General features: G+C 72.9%; 16 protein-coding genes. 6 read left to right on the top strand and 10 right to left on the bottom strand.

Going from position 1 to position 19,446, the window contains the following annotated elements:
* Positions 1-14: 14 nt before the first annotated feature.
* Positions 15-1,097, bottom strand: a complete 1,083-nt coding sequence (locus ADY01_RS06350) for an epoxide hydrolase family protein (RefSeq protein WP_049566995.1) — start codon at positions 1,095-1,097, stop codon at positions 15-17.
* A 112-nt stretch (positions 1,098-1,209) separates the two neighbouring features.
* Between ADY01_RS06350 and ADY01_RS06345 the strand changes: the two genes are divergently transcribed.
* Positions 1,210-1,689 (top strand): MarR family winged helix-turn-helix transcriptional regulator, encoded by a 480-nt coding sequence (locus ADY01_RS06345; RefSeq protein WP_049566992.1) that lies wholly within the window; start codon positions 1,210-1,212, stop codon positions 1,687-1,689.
* A gap of 59 nt (positions 1,690-1,748) precedes the next feature.
* Here ADY01_RS06345 and ADY01_RS06340 read toward each other — a convergent pair whose 3' ends face one another.
* The 4 genes from ADY01_RS06340 to ADY01_RS06325 are packed head-to-tail and all read right to left on the bottom strand — an operon-like array spanning position 1,749 to position 4,614.
* A complete protein-coding gene (locus tag ADY01_RS06340; RefSeq protein ID WP_049566990.1) occupies positions 1,749-1,979 on the bottom strand; it encodes a DUF397 domain-containing protein in 231 nt (76 codons plus the stop codon).
* Positions 1,976-2,359, bottom strand: coding sequence for a DUF5753 domain-containing protein (locus ADY01_RS06335; protein WP_267888418.1), 384 nt, complete (start codon positions 2,357-2,359; stop codon positions 1,976-1,978). Before ADY01_RS06335 ends, ADY01_RS06340 begins: the two co-directional genes overlap by 4 nt.
* 4 nt (positions 2,360-2,363) lie before the next feature.
* Positions 2,364-2,876, bottom strand: coding sequence for a GNAT family N-acetyltransferase (locus ADY01_RS06330; RefSeq protein WP_049567023.1), 513 nt, complete (start codon positions 2,874-2,876; stop codon positions 2,364-2,366).
* A 49-nt stretch (positions 2,877-2,925) separates the two neighbouring features.
* Complete coding sequence (locus ADY01_RS06325) at positions 2,926-4,614, bottom strand: DUF885 domain-containing protein (protein WP_049566987.1); 1,689 nt, start codon at positions 4,612-4,614, stop codon at positions 2,926-2,928.
* A gap of 50 nt (positions 4,615-4,664) precedes the next feature.
* Here ADY01_RS06325 and ADY01_RS06320 point away from each other — a divergent pair, with 50 nt between their 5' ends.
* On the top strand, positions 4,665-7,952 hold the full coding sequence (locus ADY01_RS06320; RefSeq protein WP_049566983.1) for an ATP-binding protein: 3,288 nt from the start codon (positions 4,665-4,667) through the stop codon (positions 7,950-7,952).
* Positions 7,953-8,018: 66 nt separating this feature from the next.
* Here the strand turns inward: ADY01_RS06320 and ADY01_RS06315 are convergent, their stop codons facing one another.
* From ADY01_RS06315 to ADY01_RS06305, 3 genes are all read right to left on the bottom strand, one after another.
* Positions 8,019-8,894: an ABC transporter permease gene (locus tag ADY01_RS06315; protein WP_049566980.1), complete on the bottom strand. Its 876-nt coding sequence runs from the start codon at positions 8,892-8,894 to the stop codon at positions 8,019-8,021.
* The gene (locus tag ADY01_RS06310; RefSeq protein WP_049566977.1) at positions 8,891-9,904 is read right to left on the bottom strand and encodes an ATP-binding cassette domain-containing protein; all 1,014 of its coding nucleotides are present in this window, start codon (positions 9,902-9,904) and stop codon (positions 8,891-8,893) included. The genes ADY01_RS06315 and ADY01_RS06310 overlap by 4 nt, the downstream gene beginning before the upstream one ends.
* A gap of 134 nt (positions 9,905-10,038) precedes the next feature.
* Complete coding sequence (locus ADY01_RS06305; protein ID WP_049566973.1) at positions 10,039-10,596, bottom strand: NADPH-dependent FMN reductase; 558 nt, start codon at positions 10,594-10,596, stop codon at positions 10,039-10,041.
* Positions 10,597-10,677: 81 nt separating this feature from the next.
* Here ADY01_RS06305 and ADY01_RS06300 point away from each other — a divergent pair, with 81 nt between their 5' ends.
* The gene (locus ADY01_RS06300) at positions 10,678-11,052 is read left to right on the top strand and encodes a hypothetical protein (protein WP_049566970.1); all 375 of its coding nucleotides are present in this window, start codon (positions 10,678-10,680) and stop codon (positions 11,050-11,052) included.
* A gap of 57 nt (positions 11,053-11,109) precedes the next feature.
* Here the strand turns inward: ADY01_RS06300 and ADY01_RS06295 are convergent, their stop codons facing one another.
* Positions 11,110-11,904 carry a class I SAM-dependent methyltransferase gene (locus ADY01_RS06295; protein ID WP_049566966.1) on the bottom strand — a complete coding sequence of 265 codons (795 nt, stop codon included), beginning with the start codon at positions 11,902-11,904 and terminating at the stop codon, positions 11,110-11,112.
* Between the two features lie 278 nt (positions 11,905-12,182).
* On the opposite strand from ADY01_RS06295, the gene ADY01_RS06290 reads away from it, so the two are divergent.
* Together ADY01_RS06290 and ADY01_RS06285 are read left to right on the top strand one after the other, a co-directional pair.
* On the top strand, positions 12,183-14,408 hold the full coding sequence (locus ADY01_RS06290) for a heavy metal translocating P-type ATPase (protein ID WP_049567019.1): 2,226 nt from the start codon (positions 12,183-12,185) through the stop codon (positions 14,406-14,408).
* Between the two features lie 88 nt (positions 14,409-14,496).
* Positions 14,497-15,045, top strand: coding sequence for a tellurite resistance TerB family protein (locus ADY01_RS06285; RefSeq protein WP_049566960.1), 549 nt, complete (start codon positions 14,497-14,499; stop codon positions 15,043-15,045).
* A gap of 79 nt (positions 15,046-15,124) precedes the next feature.
* Here ADY01_RS06285 and aspS read toward each other — a convergent pair whose 3' ends face one another.
* Positions 15,125-16,891 carry an aspartate--tRNA ligase gene (gene aspS, locus ADY01_RS06280; protein WP_049566957.1) on the bottom strand — a complete coding sequence of 589 codons (1,767 nt, stop codon included), beginning with the start codon at positions 16,889-16,891 and terminating at the stop codon, positions 15,125-15,127.
* A gap of 146 nt (positions 16,892-17,037) precedes the next feature.
* On the opposite strand from aspS, the gene ADY01_RS06275 reads away from it, so the two are divergent.
* Positions 17,038-19,134, top strand: a complete 2,097-nt coding sequence (locus ADY01_RS06275; RefSeq protein WP_049566955.1) for a SpoIIE family protein phosphatase — start codon at positions 17,038-17,040, stop codon at positions 19,132-19,134.
* Positions 19,135-19,446: the final 312 nt, after the last annotated feature.

Genomic DNA, 19,446 nt, shown 5'->3' with positions numbered 1-19,446 from the left:
GCGCCCCGGCGGTCCTACGTGATGTGGGTGAGGAAGAAGTCCCGGATGTCCTCGGCGAGCAGCTCCGGAACCTCCATCGCGGCGAAGTGGCCGCCGCGGTCGAACTCCGACCAGTGCCTGATGTCGTACAGCCGCTCGGCCAGCGGCCGCACCGACTGCGTGATGTCGTGCGCGAACACGGCCACGCCGACCGGTACCGGGCACGGCTCGATCCGCCGCGGAGCATCGTGGTGCAGCCGCGCCGAGGAAGCCGCGGTGGCGGTCAGCCAGTACAGCGAGATATTGGTGAGCATCCGCTCGTCACCGATCGGCGAGCGAGGGTCCGTCCACTGTGCGAAGCGCTCGGCGACCCAGGCCAGCTGGCCGACCGGCGAGTCGGTCAGCGCGTAGCCGATGGTCTGCGGGGTCAGGGCCTGTAGAGCCTGGAACGGCGGGCGATTCGCCATCAGCTGCCTGACCTTGTCCAGCCGGGCTTCATCGGTTTCGGACAGTTCGATGCCGGCGTCCGGGTCCGGCCGGGTCGGCAGGTAGTTGACGTGCACCCCGACGACCTGCTCCGGTGCCACCGCGCCGAGCGCCGTTGAGATGCCCGAGCCGAAGTCGCCACCCTGCGCGCCGTAGCGCTCGTACCCGAGACGGCGCATCAGCTCGGCCCAGGCCCGCGCGATCCGGACGATGTCCCAGCCGCGCTCGTGGGTCGGCCCGGAGAAGCCGTAGCCCGGGATGGACGGGATCACCAGGTGGAAGTCGCGCGACAGCGGCTCGATCACGTCGAGGAACTCCAGGAACGAACCGGGCCAGCCGTGCGTGAGGATCAGCGCGAGCGCGTCCGGTTTCGAGGACCGGACATGGACGAAGTGGATGTTCTGGCCGTCGATCTCGGTGGTGAAGTGCGGAAGCTCGTTGAGCTCGGCCTCGTGCTCGCGCCAGTCGTAGCCGGTGGCCCAGTATTCGGCCAGTTCCCTGAGCCGCGCCAGCGGGAAGCCGTAGTCCCACCCGGCGTCGGCGACCTCGTTGGGCCAACGGGTGCGGGAGAGCCGGTCGGTCAGGTCGTCGAGGTCGGCTTGGGGGATGTCGATGCGGAACGGCTTGATCATGGTCTCTGCTCCGGGGAATTCATTCGGCGACCAAACGTTGGCGCGTCCAACGTTTGACTCCCGAACGGTACCACGATCGTAGGTGCACCCAACGATTCGCTAGACTTGCGCCATGGAGAACCCGCCCCAGGAGGTGCCCGCCAGGTGGAAGAGCCTGCCCAGCTGGCTGCTCACCCAGACCGCCGGCCACGCCCACCGCCTGGTGGCCGACGGGTTCGCGGCCGTCCACGCCCGCGGCTACCACTACCGCCTGCTGGCGACGCTGGAGGAGTTCGGCCCGGCCAGCCAAGCTGGCCTGAGCCGCCGTAGCGGCATCCACGTCAGCGACATGGTGGCGGCGATCAACGAGCTCGCCGAGCGCAAACTGGTCGAGCGCGCCCCGGACCCCTCCGATCGGCGGCGCAACATCATCTCGCTCACCACCGCGGGCAAGCGGCAGCTGCGGCGACTGGAGAAGCCGCTGGCCGATTCCCAGGACGAACTGCTGGCTCCGCTGTCACCCGGGGAGCGACAGCGGTTGACCGAGCTGCTGTCCAGGCTGTTGGACCACCACAACCGGCGAACCGGCACTCCCGAAGAGCCGTGGCGCTGACGGGGACGTGTGTGCGAGGCCGCCTCCCGGTGGGGTGGCGGCCTCACCGTTGGCATGAATCAGGCGTCGTAACGACCCTCACGTACATCCGCCACGAACGCGGCGAACGAACCGGGGCTCACCAACAGGGCAGGCCCGGAACGCTCCTTGGAGTCACGCACGGCCACGCCGCCGTAGGCGGTCCCGGTCAGATCGGCGACCTCCACGCAGTTGACGCCGTTGCCGCTGTAGGAGGACGTGAACCAGTTGGCAACGCCGTGCAGGTGAGAGGTGCGGGTATGAATGGTCATGCTGTGATCTCTCGCGATAGTTGATGCAGGAACTTCGGAGTGTCCTCGGGAGGCAGGGCGGATCTCGACAGCGCCTCGAACTGCCGTGAGAACCGACCGACTTCACGGGGTCTGTCGGTGATCGATGCCGTGCCATACGCCGTGTCCGCCTGGACCGTCGTCGGCAGCTTTCCGCCCAGGATCAGGATGCTGAAGTCGTGTTCATACAGATACCCCCTCATCCCCTGCGGGAGCACCTGAACGGTCACATTGTCGAGGCTCGCCAGCCTGGCGATCTCCTCGTACTGCTCACGCATCACGCACGCGTCCCCAACGATGTGCCGTAGGGCTGATTCATGGAGGACCGCCGACAGCCTCAGTGGTTCCGCGTCTCGTGTCAGGGCCTCAGTCGTTGAACGGGGCGGCGTAGTGGAAGGTGCCGTTGGCCGACGGGTCGTAGGTGGCCAGGGGGCGGATCTGGAAGTAAGGGGTCCACTCCGGGGCGGAGGGCGCGATGCCGAACTCCGCGCTCGGGGCGAAGCCGAAGCGGGCGTAGTAGGCGAGGTCGCCGAGGAGGGCGACCAGGGGTTCGCCCAGGGCGTCGGCCGCCCCCAGCACCGCGTGCACGAGGGCGGAGCCGACGCCCGCGCGCTGGTGGCCGGGGTGGACGCTCAGGGGGCCGAGGCCGACGGCCGGGGCCGAGGAGACGTGGCCGCGCGTGCAGACCACATGGCCGATCACCGTTCCGTCGTCCGTGGCGACCAGGGACAGCGCGGGGATCCACGCGTCGCTCGCCCGGAGCGCGTCCACCAGCGGCGCCTCCACAGGAGCCCCGGCGTTCCCCGGTTTCGCGAACGCCGCGGCCGTCACGGCCCGGATGGCGTCGATGTCGGCGGCAGTCTCGCGTCGGATCAGCACCGGCACAGTCTGCGCGGCGCGCGGCGCCCCGGCCACCGGATTTCCCCGGCTACAGCGCGGCGAGTTCGTCCGCCAGGTCGTCCAGGCCGAGCGAGCCGAGGGACAGGGCCGCCATGTGCCACGCCTTGAGGTCGAAGGCGCCGCCCGCCGCCGCGCGGGCCGCCTCCCGGCCCGCGAGCCAGGCGCGTTCGCCCAGCTTGTAGCTGATCGCCTGCGCCGGCATGCCGAGGTAGCGGACCAGCTCGGAGTGGACGTAGTCGCGCTCCCTGCCGGTGTGCAGGCGGAAGAACTCCGCCGCCAGCTCGGGCGTCCACGCCTCACCGGGGTGGAAGCCCTCCCCGGCCGGGACGCGCAGCCCCAGGTGCATGCCGATGTCGATGATCACGCGGATCGCCCGCGTCATCTGGCCGGTGAGGTAGCCGAGCCTGCGGCCGGGGTCGGTCAGGTGGCCGAGCTCGTCCATGAGGCGTTCCGCGTAGAGCGCCCACCCCTCGGAGTTGGCGCTGACCGAGCCGATCGTCGACTGGAAGCGCGAGATGCGGTCCTGTGCCACCAGCCACTGCGCCAGCTGGAGATGGTGGCCCGGCAGGCCCTCGTGGTACCAGGTGGACACCAGGGCCCAGACCGGGAAACGGGTCGCGCCCTGCGTCGGGAGCCAGGTGCGCCCCGGGCGGGAGAAGTCCAGGGACGGGCGCGTGTAGTAGGGGGCGGCGGCGCTGCCCGGCGGGGCGATCATCGACTCCACCCGCCTGACCGGCGGCGCCAGGTCGAAGTGGGTGCCGTCCAGGGCGCGCGTGGCCTCGTCCATCAGCTCCTGGAGCCAGACGCGTATCGCCTCCACGCCCTCGACCGCCTCGCCCGCCCGGTCCAGGTGCTCCATGGCGGCGAGCGGCGGCTCGCCGGGCAGGATCTCGGCGGCGGCGCGGGCGATCTCGCCCTCCAGCCGGTGGAACTCGTCCCAGCCGTAGGCGTAGGCGTCCTCCAGGTCCAGGTCCGCGCCGGTCCAGTGCCGGGCGGCCAGGCGGTAACGGTCCCGGCCCACCCCGTCCGGGGTCCCGGCCGCCGCGGGGGCGTAGGTGCCGCGCAGATGGGCGCGCACCCCGTCGAGCGCGCCGGTGGCGAGCCCGGCGGCCTCGTCCAGTTCGGCGCGCAGCGGCTCGGGGCCACCGGCGGCGAACGAGCGGTACCAGTCGGCGGTGATCAGCGCGTCGATCTGTCCGGCCACCGCCTCGGCCTGGCGTGGCGCGGCGGTCAGCCCCCGCGCCACGCCCTCGTCGAGCGAGGCCAGATAGCCGCGCATCGACCCCGGCACGTTCCGCAGCCGCCGGGCGATCACCGCCCAGTCCTCGTCCGTGGCGTTCGGCATCAGCAGCAGCGAAGAACGGAGCAGCTGGACCGGGGAGAAGAAGATCGAGACGTCCCTGAGGTGCTCCCCCGCCGCGTCGAGCGCCAGCCTGGCCGTCAGCCGCTCGCGCAGCAGCCGCGCCGCGCGCCGCTCCACGGCCGGGAGGTCACCGCCCGGCGCCCCCGCCGCCCCCGTCCCCGCCGCCTCGGCCGCGTCGAGCCGGGCGAGGGTCGCGCGGCGGGCCTCCGCGACCGCCTCGTGCCCCTCGGGCGAGAGGTCGGGCAGGGCATCGGCGCCGGGGCGAATGCCCAACTGCGTCCCGATCAGGGGGTCCAGGTCGGCGAGGGCTTCGACGTACGCGTCCGCGATCGCCCGCGGGGTGGTTTGCTCCATTGTGTCATCCTCATACAACAGCCACCCCCAGGGAAGGTTAGGACGCACTGGTGTTCGGTGACCTCATCGGGCGGGAGCATGCGGCCGGTGTGCTCCGCGCCGAGCTGGAGCGTGCCACGGCGAGCCACGGCGGTCTCGTGCTCGTCGCCGGTGAGGCGGGCATCGGCAAGACCGCCCTCGTCACCGGCGCCGCCGAGGAGGCCAGGGCCCTGGGCGCGCTCGTGCTCGGCGGCTCCTGCTGGGACTCGGAGAACGCGCCGGGGTACTGGCCGTGGGTGCAGGTGCTGCGCGCCCTGCGCCGCTCCGTCGGCCGCGAGGAGTGGGAGGCGCTGCGCGCGGCCGGGGACGGAACGCTCGGCGCGCTGCTGAACGAGGCCGGGCACGCGGCGACGGCCCAGCCCGCGCCCGCCTCCGAGTCCTTCGAGCTGTACGACGCGGTGACCACGGCCCTGGTCACCGCCTCGCACCGGCGGCCCCTGGTGGTGATCTTCGACGACCTGCACTGGGCCGACACGGCGTCGCTGCGCCTGCTCAGGTTCGCCACCCAGCACACCTGGTTCGAACGCCTGCTGCTCGTCGGCACCTACCGCGACGCGGAGGTCGAGCCCACCGGCCACCCGCTGCACTCGCTGATGATGCCGCTGGTGGCCAAGGCCACCACGCTCACCCTCACCGGCCTCGCCGAGCACGAGGTCGGCGCGCTGATCGAGCGCACCAGCGGGAACGCGGCCGAGCCCGCGCTGCTGACCGAGGTGCACCGGCGCACCGGGGGGAACCCGTTCTTCGTCGAGCAGACCGCCAGGCTCTGGCACAGCGGCGGCGCGGTCACCGGCATCCCGCCCGGCGTGGGCGACGCGGTGCGCCGGCGCCTCGGCCTGCTCCCCGAGCGCGTGACGCGGCTGCTGACCGACGCGGCGGTGCTGGGCCGCGGGTTCCACCGGCAGGTGCTCGGCGCGGTCGCCGCCACGCCCACGCCCGAGACCGACCGGCTGCTCGACCACGCGGTGACGGCCCGGCTGGTCACGCAGCGCGGCACCGGCCGGTTCGCGTTCGCCCACGACCTGGTGCGCGAGACGCTGTACGGGGAGCTGAGCGACGTGGAGCGGCGGCGCAGGCACGCCGCCGTGGTGCGGGCGCTCGAACCGGCGGGCCTGGCCGACCACGTGCCCCCGGCGGACCTGGCCCGGCACGCCCGGCTCGCGGGCGCCGACCTCGCACCGTCGCGCGCCGTCGAGCTGCTGCGGGCCGCGGCCGGTGACGCCGTCGGCCGGATGGCGTTCGAGGAGGCCGTCGGCCATCACCGCCTCGCCTACGAGCTGGCCGCCGCCCTCGGCGCCCGCCGCCGCCTGCTGGTGGGGCTCGACCTCGCCGCCGACCTGCTCCACACCGGGGCCGACGAGGAGGCGGTGCGGATTCTGCGGGAGGCGGCCGTCGCGGCGCGCGAGCTCGACGACCCCGGGCTGCTGGCCCGCGTCGCGCTGTCGATGTACCGCGGCCACGGGCCCGTTGGCGCCCAGGGGCTCGGCGCGCTGCGCGGCGAGACCATCCGCGAGGCCCACCGGCGGCTCATCGGGGCGCGCGGGAAGGGCGGGAACGGCGGGCACGGCGGGCACGGCGCGAACGCCGCCGGCGGGACGGACGAGGCCGACGAGGCCGCCACGCTCGACCGGCTCGCGCGGGAGCTGACCGTCCGCACCGCCGTGCTCGCCCGCCGCGGGCAGGACGACGACGCGCTGGCGTTCAGCCTCTGGGCCCGGCACGACGCGATCTGGGGCCCCGGCACCGCGGCCGAACGCCAGGCGCTGACCGAGGAGATGATCACCCTCGCCCGCCGCTCGCGCGACCACGACCTGGAGCACTTCGCCTCCTCGCTGCGCTGGGTGGCGATGGTGGAGCAGGGCGACCCGGAGTACGTGACGCAGCTCAACGCGTTCCTGGCGACGGTCGAGCGGGTCGGCCTGCCGCGCTTCCGTCTCTCGGCCGCCGTCGACCGCTGCATCATCGCCGTCTTCCAGGGGCGGTTCGAGGACGCCGAGACGCACTGGGAGCGGGCGCTGGAGATCGGCAGCCAGGGCGACCCGCACGAGCACCACGAGCAGTTCGCCGCCTCCCTGTCATGGCAGCGGCTCCTGCTACAGGGGCGGTTCGAGGAGCTGGAGGGGCTGCGCCTCGAAGGGGCGTACGGCGAGGAGATCCCCCGGATGGAGCTGCTGCACGGGATCGCGGCGGCGCAGCGCGGGGACGTGAAGGCCGTGGAACGGCACTACGAGGTGGCGCGGCAGCAGCGCTATCCGCGGTTCGTCGAGGCGATGTGGCTGCGGTTCCAGGCGCAGGCCGCGGCCCTGTCCGGGGACCCGGCGCGGCGCGGGCACGCGCGGGCGGCGCTGGCGCCGTTCCGCGACCAGTGGGCGGTGTCGATGTTCGGCTTCGACATCGGCGGGCCCATGGTGCTGTGGATCGCGGTGCTCGACGCGAGCGAGGGCCGGTGGGACGCGGCGGTGGACGGCTTCGAGGCGGCGGCGGCGTCGGCGGACCGGCTGCGGGCCCGCCCCTGGTCGGTCGAGGCGCGCTCGCGTCTGGTGGGCGCGCTGGCCGGCCGCGGCGGGCCGGGGGACGCGGAGGCGGCGTCGGCGCTGCTGGCCGCGGTGGAGCGGGAGGCGGCCGAGCTCGGCATGCGCCACATCCCCGCCCGGCTGGCCGCGGCCCGCACCCGCCTCGCCGGCGGCGGCCCGGGGCAGGAGGACGCGGGCCCCGCCGCGGCGACCGGGAGCGAGAACGGGAACGGGCAGGGGAGGGGCGCGAGCATCTTCCGCTTCGACGGCGCCGTGTGGACCCTGACCCACGCGGGCCGGACGGTCCACATGCCCGACGCCAAGGGCCTGCGCGACCTGCACGAGCTGCTGGCGCACCCCGGGACCGAGATCCCCGCGGTGCGGCTGCTGTCCCCCGAGGCGGGGGCGGTCGAGCGGTTCGGCGGCGACCCGGTGCTCGACGACGAGGCCAAGGCCCGTTACCGCCGCCATCTCGACGCCCTGGACGCCGAGATCGACCGGGTGGCGGAGGCGGGCGACGCGGGGCGGGCGGCGGAGCTCGACCGCGAACGGGCCGCGCTCCTCGCGGAACTGCGGGCCGCCGCGGGGCTGGGCGGGCGGAGCCGCCGCCTGGGCGACGAGGCGGAGCGCGCCAGGAAGACGGTCACGGCCCGCATCCGGGACGCGCTCCGCCGCCTCGACGAACGCCACCCCGAACTCGCCGCCCACCTGCGGTCCACCGTGACCACCGGCGCGATGTGCGCCTACCGCCCGGAGCCGCGGGATCAGGCCGCCTTCCGGCTGTAGGGCGCGGCAGCACGCCGAAGCCGGTGCCCCCCCGCCGCGGGGGGTCACCGGCCGAGGGCCACGGGCCTACTTCCTGTTGTAGAGGCTCATGGTCAGGGTGCCGAAGACCGCGATCAGCGCGGCGCCCGCGACCAGGACCCAGGCGATCGCGCCCGCGTCGGCGTTGCCGTCCATCAGGCCCCGGGCCGCCTCGACCAGGCGCGAGACCGGGTTGACGTCCACGAACCCCTGGAGCCAGCCGGGCATGGTGTCGGGCTCGACCAGGATGTTGGACATGAACGTCATCGGGAACAGCACCAGCATGCTGACGCCCATCACCGACTTCTCGGAGCGGAGCAGCAGGCCGAACATGGTCCAGATCCACGAGAAGGCGAAGGAGAACGCGACCAGCAGCACGATCGCCGCGGTCACGCCGAGCGCCCCGCCCTCGGGCCGGTAGCCCAGGATCAGGCCCACGGCCAGGATCACGACCGAGGCCATGGTGTAGCGGAACATGTCGCCGAACAGGTACCCGACCATCGCGGAGGGCCGCCACACCGGCAGCGTCCTGAACCGGTCGAAGACGCCCTTCGCGATGTCGGTGTTGACCGAGACGCCGGTGTACATCGTGGTCATCACGACGCTCATCACCATGATGCCGGGCAGGAGGAACTGGAGGTACTCGGTGGTCGAGCCCGCCAGCGCACCGCCGAACAGGTAGGTGAACATCAGCGTCATCATGATCGGGAAGACCGTGACGTCGAAGAGCTGCTCGGGAACGTGCTTGATCTTCAGCATCGCCCGCCAGCCGAACGTGAGGGAGGCGGACAGCGCGCTGGGGCGCGGCGGGCGCGCGTCCTTGGAGAGCAGCGCCTCCAGGGTCTCCGTGGCCGGGACGTGGACGTCGTCCTCGTCGGCCCGTCCGTCTCCGAGGGTCTCGGTGGTGTTCGTCGCGGTGCTCATGCCACGGCCTCCTGCTTCTCCTGCTGCCGCGCGGGCTGCTGCTGCGTCTTTTCGGTGAGGGCGAGGAAGACCTCGTCCAGGCTGGGCTGTCCCAGCGAGAAGTCGTCGACGGTGATGCCCCTGGCCGCGAGCTCGCCCAGGGCGCGGGAGGCCAGCTCGGCCGGGCCCGTCGCACCGCCCTCCGGCATGATCCGCGCGGTCAGCGCGACCGGGTCGTGGTCGAGCTGCACGGCGGTCTTCATGACCTCGGAGAGCACCCGCTGCGCCTCCGGCCGCAGATGGGCGTCGCGGAGGCGGACGTGGACCGAGCCGGAGCCGACCGAGGACTTCAGCTGTCCCGGCGTGCCCTCGGCGATCACCCTGCCGTTGTCGATCACCGCGATCCGCCCGGCCAGCTGGTCGGCCTCGTCCAGGTACTGCGTGGTCAGCAGGACCGTGGTGCCCTGCGCGACGACCGCGCGCACGATGTCCCACACCTGGTTCCTGCTGCGGGGGTCGAGCCCGGTGGTGGGCTCGTCCAGGAAGAGGAGGTCGGGGGTGTTGAGGATGCTGGCGGCGATGTCCAGGCGGCGCCGCATGCCGCCCGAGTAGTTCTTCGCCTGCTTGCCCGCGGCCTCGGTCAGCCCGAACGCCTCCAGCAGCCTGGCCGCCCGGTCATAGGCGGCGGGCTTGCGGTGGCCGAGCAGCCGGGCCAGGAGCACCAGGTTCTCCGTGCCGGTCAGGTCCTCGTCGACGGAGGCGTACTGGCCGGTGAGCGAGACCCGGCCGCGCACGGTGTCGGCCTCCTTGACCACGTCGTGCCCGAAGACGCGGGCCTCGCCGCCGTCGGGGCGCAGCAGCGTCGCGAGCACCCTGACGGCGGTGGTCTTGCCCGCCCCGTTGGGTCCGAGCACGCCGTAGACGGTGCCCGCCGGCACCCGGAGGTCGATGCCGTCCACCGCGCGCTTGTCGCCGAAGACTTTGACGAGCCCTGTCGTTTCGATCGCCAGCTCGCCGGTGCGCTCACTCATCTCGATCCTTGTCTCTCTCGGGGTGTGTGTCGTGCGGTCGTGGGTCGTGCAGGTGTCGTGTGCGGGTGTCTCGTCAGGGGGTGGACCGGTCGCGTCACCGAAACTCATCTCTCCCGACGAGAATTCGAAAATATTTACGCAACATAGGGTCGCCGGGTGCGGGCCTCCCTCAACGCCAGGCCCCACCAGGCGAGTTCGTCGAGCATCGCGGTGGCGGCACGGTGGTGCGCGTCCGAGCCCTGGCCCTCGCCGGAGAGCAGGTCGATGCCCACGCCGTCCCGCATGGTGACGGTGTGCAGCTCGGTGAAGACCGACCGCAGGGCCTCGACCGCGTAGGTGCCGAGGGAGCGGGTCCCGTAGGAGACGAAGCCCACCGGCTTGGTCTGCCACTCGTCGTAGGCGTAGTCGATGGCCTGCTTGAGGGAGGCGGGGAAGCTGCGGTTGTACTCGGGGGTGACGACGACGAACGCCTCCGCCCGGTCGACCGACGCGCTGAACCGGCGCATGGCGGACGTCGGTTCGTGGGGGAGACGGGCGGGGAAGTCGAAGTCGAGGAGATCGAGCACGTCCACGTCCACGTCCCCGCGGCGGCGCGCGTGCGCCACGAACCACTCCCCGACCGCACCCCCCGCGCGCCCCTGCCGGGTGGATCCGATGATCACCGCGACCCGCAGCCTGGTCTCTTCGTCCATGGCTCCGACCTCCTCTCACCCCCTGGGCGCGAGATGGCGTCCGGCGGTCGCGAGATCGGATCTGGCGAACCCGTGCGGCGCGTGGTGAGGCACGGGTGGACCGGGGGGACGCAAGGGGCAGGGGCGCAGTCGTTCGAGGCGCTGACGGCCGGCGACCCGGCGCGCGTCAGGCCGTTCGCGCTGGTGGCGCGGCTGGGCGCCGGCGGCGCGGCGCGGCGCGTCAGCGGCGTCCGGACCGCGGGGGTGGTGCCGTTCGCGTTCGACAACGTGGGCCCGGGGCCCGGAACGGGAGTTCCTGTGGCGGCTCACGTTCCCGCCCACCCTCCGGGCCGGGCGCTGGTCTTCGCGGTCCTCGCCTCGTGTGTGCGGCGGCACACCGGTGCCGCCGTGCGCGTCTGCTGGACGACTGACCGCGCCGGAGCAACTACCCCTGCGGCGGCGCTTTCCTCCGGGTGACCGTGCGCGCGCGGCCGGGCATCCGGTCCGCGCTGTACGACGTCGCGTCCGACCAGGTCACATGGAGCCGACGCCCGCGCTGATCCTCAGCTTGGACTGGCCGTGCGGCAGGCTCTCCCAGTCGTCCATGAACTCCGCCCGCAGGCCCTGCCGTTCGGCCATGCCGACCAGCGTCTCGGTGCGGTAGTAGAAGTCCTCGCGCAGCACGTGGTGCTCGCGGCCCTCGGTGCGGTCGAAGGTGAAGTCGAAGAAGCCGCCGGGCGCGAGCACGCGGCCGACGTTGGCCAGGCACTCCTCGATGACCTGCGGTGGCGAGTGCGAGAAGACGCTGTGCGCGTGCACGATGTCGAAGTGGCCCGCGGGGAGGAAGTCGAACGTGAGGTTCCGGGTCAGCGTCAGGTGCGGCAGCTTCGGCTGCAACGCGTAGGCCACCACCGTCTCCTTGGCGCTGATGAGGATGTCGGGCGAGATGTCGATGCCGTAGTAACGCCCCGGGTCGAGGTAGTCGATGAAACGCCAGCCCGCCCGGAGGTTGCCGCAGCCGATGTCCAGCATGCGGTGCGCGGGCGTGAGGCCATGGCCCCGCAGATAGTCGAACTGCATGCGGCCCAGCGCCAGCCAGCGCTTCTTGCTGCCGCTGCCGACCGCCAGGTCGGCGTCGCGGGCGGCGTCCGAGGCCATCACCGCGCGGTAGTAGGCGACGTGGTCCCTGGGGTGCCTCAGCCAGAGCCAAGCGTCGCGGGCGGTGCGCCGGGCATGGGGCGCGACACGGCGCGGATTCCTCGCCGCGTAACGGATCTTGTGGGCGACGCTGGCGCGGTTGACGGCCAGTTTACGGCGGTTGCTTTCCATAGAGGCAGCTTGGTGCAGATCGTCCCCCTCCTCCAGAAGGCGCGCAGCACGGCGCCACACCGCCGCCCGGCACCTCCCCGCCCTATACCCCCAGGGGGTATTTGACGACGCTTACCCCGCCGGGGTATACAGAGAGAGCGAGATACCTCCCTCGGGTATCCTGGGCGGCGAGGAGCACAGTCATGAGAGCCACCACTTCCGGCAGCACCACGTCCGGCAGCACCACCCCGGCCACGGCCTCCGGGGCCACCACGCGGACCGAGCTGGCCATCGGCGGGATGACCTGCGCCTCGTGCGCCGCCCGGATCGAGAAGAAGCTCAACCGGATGGACGGCGTGACCGCGACGGTCAACTACGCCACCGAGAAGGCCCGGGTCGAGCACGCCGAGGACGTCACCGTCCGCGACCTGATAGCGACCGTGGAGGCCACCGGGTACACGGCCGAGCCACCGCCGCCCCCCGATCCGGGCCCCGCGGCACGCCGGGACGGCGCCCCCGGCGCGGCGCCGGCGCAGGCGCCTGACGAGCTCGCGGGCCCGCGCCACCGGCTGCTCGTCACGGCCGCCCTCGCCGCCCCGGTGATCGCCCTGGCCATGGTGCCCGCCTGGCAGTTCGACTTCTGGCAGTGGCTCTCCCTCACCCTCGCCGCGCCCGCCGTGGTGTGGGGCGGCTGGCAGTTCCACCGCGCCGCCTGGACCAACGCCCGGCACGGGGCCGCCACCATGGACACGCTGATCTCGGTCGGCACCCTGGCCGCGCTGCTCTGGTCGGCCTGGGCCCTGTTCTTCGGGGAGGCGGGCGAGCCGGGGATGACGCACCCGTTCTCCCTCTCCATCGAGCGCACCGACGGCAGCGGCTCCATCTACCTGGAGGCCGCCGCCGGGGTGACCGCGTTCCTGCTGGCGGGCCGGTACTTCGAGGCCCGCGCCAAGCGGCGGGCCGGAGCGGCGCTGCGCGCCCTGCTCGACCTGGGCGCCAAGGAGGCGACGGTGCTGCGCGGCGGCGCCGAGCACCGGGTCCCGGTGGGCGACCTCGCGGTGGGGGACCGCTTCGTCGTCAGGCCCGGCGAGAAGATCGCGACGGACGGCGTGGTCGTGGAGGGCAGCTCGGCCGTGGACGCCGCGCTGCTGACCGGCGAGTCCGTGCCGACCGAGGTCGCCGTGGGCGACGCGGTCACCGGCGCCACGCTCAACGCGGGCGGCCGGCTGGTCGTGGAGGCCACCCGCGTCGGCGCCGACACCCAGCTGGCGCGGATGGCGCGGATGGTCGAGGACGCGCAGAGCGGCAAGGCCGCGGCCCAGCGCCTCGCCGACCGCGTCTCCGCGGTCTTCGTACCGGTGGTCATCGCGCTCTCCCTCGCCACCCTCGGCTTCTGGCTGGGGAACGGCGCCGAGCTGCTCGCCGCGTTCACCGCCGCCGTCGCCGTGCTGATCATCGCCTGCCCCTGCGCCCTCGGCCTGGCCACGCCCACCGCGCTGCTGGTCGGCACCGGCAGGGGCGCGCAGCTCGGCATCCTGATCAAGGGCCCCGAGGCCCTGGAGAACACCCGCAGGGCCGACACCGTCGTCCTCGACAAGACCGGCACCGTCACCGAGGGCCGCATGACCCTGACCCGCGTCACCGCCGCGCCGGGCGTGGCCGAGGCCGACGTGCTGCGGCTGGCCGGCGCCCTGGAGCACGCCTCCGAGCACCCCCTGGCGCGCGCCGTGGCCGGGGCGGCGGCCGACCGGGTGGGCACCCTGCCGCCCGCCGAGAGCTTCAGCAACGTTCCCGGGCTCGGCGTCACCGGCGTCGTGGAGGGCCACGCCCTGCTCGTGGGCCGGGAGCGGCTGCTCGCCGACTGGGCGATGACGCTGCCCGCGCCGCTCGCCGAGGCGAAGGAGGCGTCCGAGTCCCGGGGCCGCACCGCCGTGGTGGTGGCCTGGGACGGCGAGGCCAGGGCCGTCCTGGAGGTGGCCGACGCGGTCAAGGCCACCAGCCGCGAGGCGGTGCGGCGGCTGCGCGCCCTGGGCCTGACGCCGATCCTCCTCACCGGGGACAACGCCGCCGCCGCGCGGGCGGTGGCCGACGAGGTGGGCATCGAGGAGGTCGTCGCCGAGGTCCTGCCCGAGGAGAAGGTCGCCGTCGTCCGGCGGCTCCAGGCCGAGGGCCGCACGGTGGCCATGGTGGGCGACGGGGTCAACGACGCCGCCGCGCTGGCCACCGCGGACCTGGGCCTGGCGATGGGAACGGGCACGGACGCGGCCATCGAGGCCGCGGACCTGACGCTGGTCAACGGCGACCTGCGGGCCGCCGTGGACGCCATCAGGCTCTCGCGCAGGACGCTGCGCACCATCCAGGGGAACCTGGTCTGGGCCTTCGGCTACAACGTGGCGGCGCTGCCGCTGGCCGCCGCCGGGCTGCTGAGCCCGATGCTGGCCGGGGCCGCGATGGCGTTCTCCTCCGTCTCGGTCGTGGCGAACAGTTTGCGGTTGCGCACCTTCCGGGCCGACACCGGCCGTTGACCCCGCGCGAACGGGCGGAACCCTGGGCCGGACCGGATACGTTGACCGTGTGCACTGAATCACGACCAACCGAGGGTGAGTGACACCGATGTCCATGTGGGACCGGATCAAGGACTCCGCCAAGGGACGGACCGGCACGAGCCCGGGGGGCGGCACGGGTGCCGGCCCCGGCTCCCGCTCCGGCTCCGGCGGGAGCGGGGGTTCGCAGCTGGTGGGCGCCTTCAAGAACCAGCTGTCGTCCATGAAGACCGAGTTGAAGAGCGGCGCCTTCAGGGACGCCAGCATGGCGATGTGCGCGCTGGTCGCCGCCGCCGACGGCACGGTGGACGGTGCGGAGCGTCAGCGCGTCGAATCCCTGATCGTCAGCAACGACGTCCTCCAGAACTTCCCGGCCGACTCGCTGCGCCAGCGCTTCAACAAGCACGTGGACCAGCTCGTCTCCAACTTCCCCGTCGGGAAGGGCGCCGTGATGCAGGAGATCGCCAAGGTGCAGAAGAAGCCGACGGAGGCGCGGGCCGTCATCCAGACCGGCATCGTGATCGCCGGTGCGGACGGGTACTTCTCGCAGGTCGAGCAGCAGGTCATCCGCGAGGTCTGCGGCACGCTGGGCATCGCCCCCAGCGAGTTCAACCTCTGAGCGGAGCGCACGCGTGAACGGGGCGGGGCCGGTGCGGCCCCGCCCCGTTCACGCCCCGGCGTTCACGCCCCGGCGCGGCTCACTTCTTCCGGATACTGAGGTGCAGTTCCCTCAGCCTGGCCTCGTCGACCTCGCCGGGGGCGCCCATCATGACGTCCTGCGCGTTCCCGTTGAGCGGGAAGGCGATGGTCTCCCTGATGTTCGGCTCGTCGGCCAGCAGCATCACGATCCGGTCGATGCCCGGCGCGATCCCGCCGTGCGGCGGGGCGCCGAAGCGGAACGCCCTGAGCATGCCGCCGAATTCGCTCTCCACCTGCTCCCTGGTGTACCCGGCGATGCCGAACGCCTTGTACATGATCTCCGGCTCGTGGTTCCTGATGGCGCCGGAGGAGAGCTCGGTCCCGTTGCACACGATGTCGTACTGCCAGGCCAGGACGTCCAGCGGGTCCTTGCTCTCCAGCGCCTCGATCCCGCCCTGCGGCATGGAGAACGGGTTGTGCGAGAACTCGATCGCGCCCGTCTCCTCGTCCCGCTCGAACATCGGGAAGTCCACGATCCAGCAGAAGCGGAAGACGTTCTCCTCGAAGTGCCCCGTCCGCTTGGCCGCCTCGACCCGCACCGCGCCCATGATCCGCGAGACCTCGTCGTAGGCGCCGGCGCCGAAGAAGACCGCCGTGCCGGGGCCCGCGTCCAGGCGCTCCAGCAGCGCGGCGGTGTCGGCCTCGGTCAGGAACTTGGCGATCGGCCCGGTCAGCGCGCCCTCCTCGCCCACCCGCACCCAGGCCAGACCCTGCGCGCCCTGCTCCACGGCGAACTCGCCGAGCTGGTCGAAGAACCGCCGCGACTGCCCGGCCGTGCCGGGGACGGCGAGCGCGCGCACGTGCTTGCCCGCGAACGCCTTGAAGCCCGAGTCGGCGAAGATGTCGGAGACATCGGTCAGCTCCAGCGTGGCCCGCAGATCCGGCTTGTCCGAGCCGTACCTGCTCATCGCCTCGCGGAACGGGATGCGCGGGAACGGCGAGGTGACGTGCCGTCCACCGCCGAACTCCTCGAACAGGTCGGTCATCACCTTCTCGATGACGCCGAACACGTCCTCCTGCTCGACGAAGCTCATCTCCATGTCGAGCTGGTAGAACTCGCCGGGCGAACGGTCGGCGCGCGCGTCCTCGTCGCGGAAGCAGGGCGCGATCTGGAAGTACCGGTCGAAGCCCGCGATCATCAGCAGCTGCTTGAACTGCTGCGGCGCCTGCGGCAACGCGTAGAAGTTCCCCGGGTGGAGGCGCGAGGGCACCAGGAAGTCGCGCGCGCCCTCGGGCGAGGTGGCCGAGAGGATCGGGGTGGCCATCTCGGTGAAGCCGAGCCCGGTCATCCGCCGGCGGATCGAGGAGATGACGGCCGAGCGCAGCAGGATGTTGCGGTGCATGCGCTCGCGGCGCAGGTCGAGGAAGCGGTACTCCAGGCGCCGCTCCTCGTTCACGCCGTCCTCGGTGTTGACGGTGAACGGGATCTGCTCGGCGGTCCCCAGCACCTCGGCCTCGGCGACCTCGATCTCGATCTCGCCGGTCGGCAGCTCGGGGTTCACGTTCTCCGCGCCGCGGCCCGTGACCCGGCCGTCGATCCTGACCACGGTCTCCTTGGCGAGCGACCCGAGCCGCTCGTCCACGGCCGCGCCGCCCGGGGTGTCGGGGCGGACGACGAGCTGGGTGATCCCGTAGTGGTCGCGGAGGTCGACGAAGAGGATGCCGCCCAGGTTCCGGCGATTGTGCAGCCACCCCGACAGCCGGACATCCTCGCCGATGTCCGCGGAGCGCAGTTCGCCGCAGGTGTGGGACCGGTACCGATGCATCGCTCATCCAAGGGGTCTGGGTCTGGGTCTGGGGGGTGTCCGTGTCGTCCGATCAGGCCCTTCAGACTACCGTCGGCCGCCGTCCCCACCGCCCCGGCCCAAGCCCGCTGGCCGACGGGGAGCGTATCGACATAAAGTCGTTCATTATGCGCACCGAGGACGTGCTGGCCAGCTCCGAGACGGGCGTGTGGACCTGGGACGGCGCACACGGCCGGATCAGCCTGGACGCCACCGCGGCCAGGCTGTTCGAACTGCCGGCCGAGGCGGTCACGCTGCCGGAGGCGGCCCTCCGCGCCCGGATCGCCACCGAGGACATCATCGAGACGGAGCGCGTGCTCGCGGTCGCCGAGGCCGCGGGGCGGGTGACGGAGACCAGGATGCGGGTCATCGGCGAGGACGGCAGGGTGCTGCGGACCGTGCGCAACCGCATCAGGCCGGTCAGGGAGGGCGAGCCCGGCGTCGCGGGCATCACCTCGGGCATGGTCGGCACGGTGATGGAGGTCCCCGGCACCCCCGGGCGCCCGGCCTCCATGGAGTGGGACTGGCGCCGCGCGCGCGAGGCGTTCGTCCTGGACGCCGGGCAGGCGTTCTCCGAGGCGCACACGGCCAAGGACGTGCTGCGGGTGACCGACTCGCTGGCGATGCCGGGGTTCACGCCGGACGGGATCGCGGTCTTCGTCCAGGAGGGCGACGAGTTGAGCCTCGTCGACTACCAGGGCCGCGACCTGGAGGGCGCGTTCGACCCGTTCCCCATGCCGGTCGAGCGCCACTACCCGGCCACCGACGTGCTGCGCACGGGGCGCGCGGTCTACCTCGCGACGCCCGAGGAGTACGAGAGCCGCTACCCGGAGGCATGGACGTGGGCGAAGCGGTTCAGGCGGAGCTCCTGGGCGTTCCTGCCCCTGGTGGTGGCGGGCCGCACGATCGGCGTCTGGCTGGCGGCGTTCGCCTCGCCGGTCGGCTTCACCATCGAGGACAGGTCGCTGCTGTCCACGATCGCCAGGCTGCTGGCGCAGGCGCTGTCGCGCGCCTACCTCCAGGACACGGAACGGGAGCTGACGGCCGACCTCCAGCGCACGATGCGCCCCGGGCCGACGCCGCAGGTGCCCGGGATGGCGATCGCGACGCGGTACGTGCCGACGGGCGGGGGGCTGCGGGTCGGCGGCGACTGGTTCGACGTCATCCCCCTGCCGTCGGGGCGGGTGGGCCTGGTCATCGGCGACGTGCAGGGGCACGACGTGCGGGCCGCGGCGATCATGGCGCAGCTGCGCATCGCGCTGCGGGCGTACGCCTCGGAGGGCCACCACCCGGACGCGGTGCTCTCGCGGGCCTCGCGCTTCCTGGCGGGACTGACCTCGGAGTTCGACCAGGGGACCGAGGAGCCGCGCTTCGCGACCTGCCTCTACGTGGAGGTGGACCCCCGCTCGGGCGCCCTCGACATCTCCCGCGCCGGGCACCTGGACCCGGAGATGGTGTTCGAGGACGGAACGATGGTGACCCGTCCGACGGAGGGCGGGCTGCCGCTCGGCGTCTCCCCCGAGGAGGACTACCCGACGACGCGCCTGATCCTCCAGCCCGGCGAGACGCTGCTGATGTGCACGGACGGGCTGGTCGAGACCTGCACGCGCGACCTGGAGTCCGGCTGGGCACGGCTGCGCAAGGCGGTGGCGGGGGTGGGCGGGGGGGGGGGCGGCGACCTCGCCGACACGCTGATGGGAACGGTGCACGACGCGCAGGAGCCGTCGAGGACGGTCCCGAGGCAGGAGCGGGACCTGGACGACATCGCGCTCCTGCTGCTGCGCCGCCCGCCGGGCGCCCGCAAGGGGCCGCCGGGCGGCGCGCCGGTGCGGCGGGTGGTGCTGACGATCGCGCAGTCGGAGCCCGCGCGGATCTCGGACGCGCGCGGGCAGCTGGAGACGCTGCTGCACGACTGGTCGCGGAAGGACCGCCTCTCGGACGCGGTGCTGATGCTGTCGGAGGTGGTGACGAACGTGCTGACGCACACGGACGGCGACGCGCTGCTGGTCGCCGAGCTGAGCGGCCCTCCGGGCGACCGCCTGCTCCGCGTCGAGGTCAGCGACCCGAGCGACGAACCCCCGCACCGCCGCCACCCCGGCGAGCTGGCCTCCTCCGGCCGCGGCCTGCTGCTGATGGAATCCCTCTCCGACGCGTGGGGCTACGCCCCCCGGGGGCCCGGCAAGACGACATGGTTCGAGCTCCACGAGCAGAGGCCGGGCGGCTGAGGTGACCCTGCGGGTGGCTTGGCTGGGGCGGTTTCCGAGGCTTTACGCAGCCGCGTTGGGGCGAGCCTCTAAGATCGGGGGCCCTGATCGGGCACTTGCGGGCAGGTGCACAGCCTGCCCGATCCGCTGGCCAGCGTAAGGGCCCCCGATCTCTCGCCCCAACGCGGCTCCCGCCCAAAGCCTCTCCAACCGCGACCGGGGGTGAGGCCCTCGCGGGCCGGGGGGGACCTGGACTCTTTTGGTTCTTCAGCGCACTTGGAAGTTGGGGGGCGCGCGGGCCGGCCGCGAGCGCTGTTGGGGCCAGATAGGGGG

It is taken from the genome of Streptomyces sp. SBT349, assembly GCF_001083795.1.
Classification (GTDB): domain Bacteria; phylum Actinomycetota; class Actinomycetes; order Streptomycetales; family Streptomycetaceae; genus Streptomyces.
This window is presented reverse-complemented; position numbering and strand designations above follow the sequence as displayed.